Annotated in this window: 7 protein-coding genes and 1 pseudogene; 4 read left to right on the forward strand and 4 right to left on the reverse strand. The window is 67.2% G+C overall.

The genetic code is table 11. The features are described 5' to 3' along the window. Positions 1-1,668 (forward strand): biotin/lipoyl-containing protein (locus AB0H61_RS38870; protein WP_357313916.1); only part of this gene is annotated, 1,668 nt, incomplete at its 5' end. An 83-nt stretch (positions 1,669-1,751) separates the two neighbouring features. Further along, complete coding sequence (locus AB0H61_RS38875) at positions 1,752-2,177, forward strand: OST-HTH/LOTUS domain-containing protein (protein WP_357313918.1); 426 nt, start codon at positions 1,752-1,754, stop codon at positions 2,175-2,177. Positions 2,178-2,229: 52 nt separating this feature from the next. Here the strand turns inward: AB0H61_RS38875 and AB0H61_RS38880 are convergent, their stop codons facing one another. Together AB0H61_RS38880 and AB0H61_RS38885 are read right to left on the reverse strand one after the other, a co-directional pair. After that, complete coding sequence (locus tag AB0H61_RS38880; RefSeq protein ID WP_357313920.1) at positions 2,230-2,406, reverse strand: hypothetical protein; 177 nt, start codon at positions 2,404-2,406, stop codon at positions 2,230-2,232. Beyond that, positions 2,396-2,980 carry an asparaginase domain-containing protein gene (locus tag AB0H61_RS38885; RefSeq protein WP_357313923.1) on the reverse strand — a complete coding sequence of 195 codons (585 nt, stop codon included), beginning with the start codon at positions 2,978-2,980 and terminating at the stop codon, positions 2,396-2,398. Before AB0H61_RS38885 ends, AB0H61_RS38880 begins: the two co-directional genes overlap by 11 nt. A 146-nt stretch (positions 2,981-3,126) precedes the next feature. Between AB0H61_RS38885 and AB0H61_RS38890 the strand changes: the two are divergent. Continuing rightward, positions 3,127-3,317 (forward strand): annotated as a pseudogene (locus tag AB0H61_RS38890) (VOC family protein); the annotation flags it as partial. On the opposite strand, the gene AB0H61_RS38895 reads toward AB0H61_RS38890, so the two are convergent. Further along, entirely contained in the window at positions 3,286-3,945 is a 660-nt protein-coding gene (locus tag AB0H61_RS38895; RefSeq protein WP_357313926.1) for a maleylpyruvate isomerase family mycothiol-dependent enzyme, read from the reverse strand. The pseudogene AB0H61_RS38890 and the gene AB0H61_RS38895 overlap by 32 nt on opposite strands. Then, positions 3,932-5,026: an alpha/beta fold hydrolase gene (locus tag AB0H61_RS38900; RefSeq protein ID WP_357313929.1), complete on the reverse strand. Its 1,095-nt coding sequence runs from the start codon at positions 5,024-5,026 to the stop codon at positions 3,932-3,934. Before AB0H61_RS38900 ends, AB0H61_RS38895 begins: the two co-directional genes overlap by 14 nt. Here AB0H61_RS38900 and AB0H61_RS38905 point away from each other — a divergent pair. After that, a partial coding sequence (locus tag AB0H61_RS38905) for a TetR/AcrR family transcriptional regulator (protein ID WP_357313931.1) occupies positions 4,944-5,330 on the forward strand: 387 nt, incomplete at its 3' end. The genes AB0H61_RS38900 and AB0H61_RS38905 overlap by 83 nt on opposite strands.

A 5,330-nucleotide genomic window follows, 5' to 3' on the forward strand; every position in this document is an offset into this window, starting at 1 on the left:
GTGGCGCTGCGCTTCCTGTACGAGGACCCGTGGGAGCGACTGGCCGCGCTGCGCGAGGCGGTGCCGAATATCTGCCTGCAGATGCTGCTGCGCGGACGCAACACCGTCGGCTACACCCCGTATCCGGAGAAGCTCACGCGCGCCTTCGTCTCCGAGGCCGCAGCCACCGGCATCGACATCTTCCGGATCTTCGACGCGCTCAACAATGTCGACCAGATGCGCCCGGCCATCGATGCCGTGCGCGAAACCGGCACGACGCTGGCAGAAGTCGCGCTGTCCTACACCGGCGACCTGTCGGACCCGAACGAGAACCTCTACACCCTCGACTACTACCTGAAACTGGCCGAGCAGATCGTCGATGCGGGCGCCCATGTGCTCGCGATCAAGGACATGGCAGGGCTGCTTCGGCCACCGGCGGCGGCGAAGCTGGTCGGCGCGCTGCGCAGCAATTTCGATCTGCCGGTGCACGTGCACACTCACGACACCCCCGGCGGTCAGCTCGCGACCTATCTTGCCGCGTGGCAGGCAGGCGCCGACGCCGTCGACGGCGCCTCAGCGCCGCTGGCGGGCAACACATCCCAGCCCGCGCTGTCGGCGATCGTGGCCGCGACAGCGAATTCGCCGCACGACACCGGCTTGAACCTAGGCAACGTCTGCGATCTGGAGCCGTACTGGGAGGCGTTGCGCAAGGTGTACGCGCCGTTCGAGTCGGGTCTGCCCGCGCCGACCGGGCGCGTGTACACCCACGAGATCCCCGGCGGTCAGCTGTCGAATCTGCGTCAGCAGGCGATCGCGCTCGGCCTCGGCGACCGGTTCGAGGAGGTCGAGGCCAAGTACGCCGCGGCCGACCGGCTGCTGGGCCGCCTGATCAAGGTGACCCCGTCGTCGAAGGTGGTCGGTGACCTGGCGCTGGCGCTGGTCGGCACCGGGGTCGACATCGAGGACTTCGCCGCCGATCCGGGCCGCTACGACATCCCCGACTCGGTGATCGGCTTCCTGCGCGGCGAGCTCGGCGAGCCCGCCGGCGGCTGGCCCGAGCCGTTCCGCAGCAAGGCGCTGGCGGGGCGCAACGAGCCCAAGCCGGAGACCCCGCTGACCGCGACCGACGTCAGAGAGCTCGACGGTAGCCCGGTCGAACGGCGTGCTGCGCTCAACCGGCTGCTGTTCCCCGGCCCGACGGCCGAATTCCTCGCCCACCGCGACAGATACGGTGACATCTCGCGGTTGTCGGCCAACCAGTTCTTCTACGGGTTGCGCCGCGACGAGGAACACCACGTGGTGCTGGAGAAGGGTGTCACGCTGCTCATCCGGCTCGAAGCCATCTCCGAACCCGACGAACGCGGGATGCGGACCGTACTGTGCCTGCTCAACGGCCAACTGCGGCAGGTCGCAGTCCGTGACCGGTCGGTCGCCGATCACGTCGCTGCCGCCGAGAAGGCCAACCCGGCCCATCCCGGTCAACTGGGTGCTCCGTTCTCCGGCATGGTCACTCTCGCCGTCGCGGTGGGCGAGCGGGTCTCCGCAGGTGACACCGTCGCCACGATCGAGGCGATGAAGATGGAAGCGACGATCACCGCTCCACGCGATGGGGTGATCGACCGGGTCGCGATCAAGCAGGTGCAGCAAGTCGACGGTGGTGACCTGCTGTTGGTTGTCGCTGCGGAGTAGTCGGGGCGCGCAGGCAGTTCCGGTCACGGGAGGCGTGGTTGTGCGCGCACATCCCGTGACCGGACTTTCGGTACGGTGCAAGGATGAGGGAAGGAATCGAGTCGCGAGAACCTTCACACACCGATCGGCAGCACAAAAGCCTAGAACCTGTCAGCGCTGCCGAGTCCACCCGCACAGGGAAACGGCGAAAACCGGTCGAGAAGTCAGCGCGGCCGCGGGTGACCAATCAAGCGGTCGTGCCCTCGCCGGTAGCGAATCTGCTTCGTGAAGCCGTTCTGCAAACCGCCCGAGCCAACGGGTGGGCGAACATCGCCGCTGTCCGAAACGCTGTCGCTGCGACCGATCACTCCTTCACCTCCGAAGCGTACGGCTACGCGAAATTCAGCGGAATCCTGAAAGCCTGCGCACAATTCGACTTCGAAGTCCGCGACGCCGGAATCAGTTCGCGCAAGACCGTCTACGTAAGGCTGAAGGCACACGAGGAATCCTCGGGCGCAGGCAATCAGTGACCCTGTCACCCCGCACGGCACTCGAGCCGCAGGCCAGGTGCCTGGCTCGGAGTCACTTGGCCCTGAGCCCGGCTGCCAACCTCTCGATCGCATCGATCTCCCGAATGCCGGGATCGAGTTCGGAGCCGGTCATGACCACGTAGCGCTTGTCCCGGACGGCACGCATCTGCGCAGTGGCCGGGTTGGATTCGAGGAACTGGGTTTTGGTGGCGAGAGCGTCACCGTCCACGCGTTTGCGGCTGAGGTCGGCGAGGACGAGCACGGCCGTCGGGTGATCGAAAGGTCGACGTGCTGGTGGTGTGTGTCTTTCGGACGCGGCGGGCGGCGTGGACTTCGTCGTTGAACACCACGAGGCACCCTTGCTGGCGAGCGTCGGAGTGGACGGCGGCGTGTATGGCGGCCAGCAGATTGGCTGGGCCGTCGGCGCCGGCGAGGGTGGGGTTGCGCATCGCGCCGGTCATCACGATCGGCTCGGGTGCGGCGTGTAGGAGATCGAGCAGGTATGCGGTTTCTTCGATGGTGTCGGTGCCTTGGGTGACAACTGCTCCGTCGGTTCCGGGTAGATGGTCGTTGATAGCGGCGGCGAGTGCGGTGATGTCGGAGATCTTCAAGGATGCGCCGGGCAGCTGGCGGAAATTCACGACATCGACCGCAATGCCGGTGTCGGCCAAGCCGGGTACCGCGGCGAGCAGTTGCTCAGCCGACAGGGAGGGAGCGACGCCGCCGTGCTCGGTGGTCGACATGGCGATCGTGCCGCCGAGGGTGAAAACGGTAACGCGGCAGGTGTTTTCGGCTGAGGGCACCCCGGCAGCCTAGCGATCTTCGCGAGGGTAGTCCGCAAGAAACCGACATGCTCGATCAAGCGCGAGGATGCTATCCCGACTCGTGCACGGCTGCTGCACGCCGCCTTGGACGTGGTGTGGCAGGACTGACAGATGCAGCCCTCGGTGTGTCCGAAGACGAGTTCACCGAGATCTATGGACGCATTCAGGAGCGTGGCTTGCAGCATTGGGCGGATCCGCACGGCAGCAGGCCGGGCGAGATCAACCACAACGACGGCGGGCACGCGTGTACTTCCAGGATCCGGCCGGCCACTACCTGGAGATCATCACCCGGCCGTACGGGTCGGGCGCGGACTGACCCGCGAGGCCAACAGCCCGACGCCGTCGCCGCGCAGCGCCGGCAACATTCGCGGCCGGTTGCCGAGCACCGAGACCAGCTCGGCAGCGCGGCCCTCGACGACGGGGCCTTCCTCGCCGTGCGTCCAGTCGATATCGGTGGCGCGCAGCCGCAATCCGCGGCTGTTCCGGAATGCCGGAACGAACGGATTCGGCACGGCCACTTGAGTGTTGAGCACCGCGACGAGGGCATCTGCTGGAATCGACGGCTCACGGTCGATCGCGAAGAGGATGTCGAGCTCATGGGTGATGTGATCGCCGAGCAGGAGCCGAGGCGGGAAGACCCGCCCCAACCCGCGCGGCCGGTACAACAGCCGTTCGAACTCGTCGAGCAGACAGGCGGGGCTTCGGTCGGCGGCCAGAGCCCGTGCCATCGATGCGTTCGCCCGGTCTAATGAGCCTCTGTGGCGCAGTAACTCGGTCGCGGCGACGCCGGCGCCTACGCGGTACCCGATCACAAGATGCGCCAGCACGCCGTGGTTGGTCCACGCGTCGCACAGGCTGGGTTGCGCCCACTCGTCGGCGCTGAAGCCCGCCGCGAGCGCACGGAATCGTTCGTCGTTGCTGCGCAACCGTTCACGCACGGACACCGAGATTCTCCTGCAGGAAGGCGGTTTGATCGGACAGCACCCGGCCGACGAGCGGCGGATGGTAGATGTCGAAGTGGTCGGAGTCGTAGTGGCGAGCGACGCCGCGGGGGGCGCGCCGCGCGACCAGCGCGGCATACGCGGGATCCATCAGGTTCTCGCGATCGCACACGCACACCAGCAGTGGCGCCTTGACGTAGCGGGCGTGCCGGATGGCCGACGTCGTCACCATGCCCATGGCATCGGCGGCGGCGATGCGGTTGTCGAACCGGCCGCCCGGCGGGACCGTGGAGTTCCATCCGGCTTCCGCGCCCTCGACGGTGACCATCGCGAAACGTCCCGGCGCCCCGACGATCGGCACGTACCGGCGGCCATGCCCTGTGGCACGTCGGAATAGGTCCTCGACGATCGCGGGCGTCATGCGTAGCGATGCCATGAGCCCGAGCCGGCGGGCGGCTGCGGGCCCGTGCACGATCGGGCACTGCACGACGGCGACCGCTATATCGTCGCGGGCCGCCGCCACCCGGATCACGTTCATGCCGCCGAGGCTGGTGCCCCATAACCCGATCCGCGTCGAGTCGATGTCCTGACGGCCTGCGAGAAACGCCAGCGCGGCGTCGACGTCATGGCACTGCTCAGTTATCGAGATGTGTTGCCGCGGTTGCCCGCCCGATTCGCCGGTGTTGCGGTAATCGAAGGCCAGGACGGCGATGCCTGCCGTGGCGAAGTGCTGCTCGTATTGAGCGAGCATCATGTCGTGCGTCGCACCGAGACCGTGCACCAACACCACCGCCGGGTGCGGGCCGTTTCCCGTGGGCAGCGTCAACCACGCCGCACATCGGGTGCCATCGGAACGGAAATCGACGCGTTCGGTCGGGATCGTCGGCGGCATCGAGCCTCCTAACATAGGTACGGTGTACGTATTGCTAGACTGCTTTACGTACGATGTACTTGTCAAGCGGTGATGAGCCGCTTGCACGTAGAGCAGGGGGTCAGAGGTATTGCGCGCACGATTCACCACCGACGAGATCGGCGCCGCGGCGCTGGGCATCGTCGACGAGGCCGGCGTGAGCGCGTTGAGCATGCGGGCGCTCGCCGCGGCACTGGGCACGGGCCCGATGACGATGTACAACTACGTGCCCGACAAGGAGGGGCTGGAGGAACTCGTGGTCGCCGCGATCGTCGCGGAGGTGCAGGTACCCGAGCCGACGTCCAACTGGGTCGACGACGTGTACGCGGTGGCCGACGCGATGTGGCGGGGTATCCGGGCGCATCCCGCCGCGATCCCGCTGGTGTTGACGCGCCGGACGTCGTCAGCGACCGGTTTCGCCGTGGCCGATGCGCTCATCGAGGCGCTCGGCCGCGGCGGGCTGAAGGATGCGGACCGT

The organism is Nocardia sp. NPDC050710, from assembly GCF_040654375.1.
Taxonomy (GTDB): Bacteria; Actinomycetota; Actinomycetes; order Mycobacteriales; family Mycobacteriaceae; genus Nocardia.

What these genes read in the sequence shown, in the direction of transcription:
- AB0H61_RS38875 (WP_357313918.1), top strand. Translation starts at nt 1,752, where the DNA reads ATGAGGGAAGGAATCGAGTCGCGAGAACCTTCACACACCGATCGGCAG.
- AB0H61_RS38900 (WP_357313929.1), bottom strand. Translation starts at nt 5,026, where the DNA reads ATGCTCAACGCGCTCACGCCGGCCTCGTCGACGATGCCCAGCGCCGCG.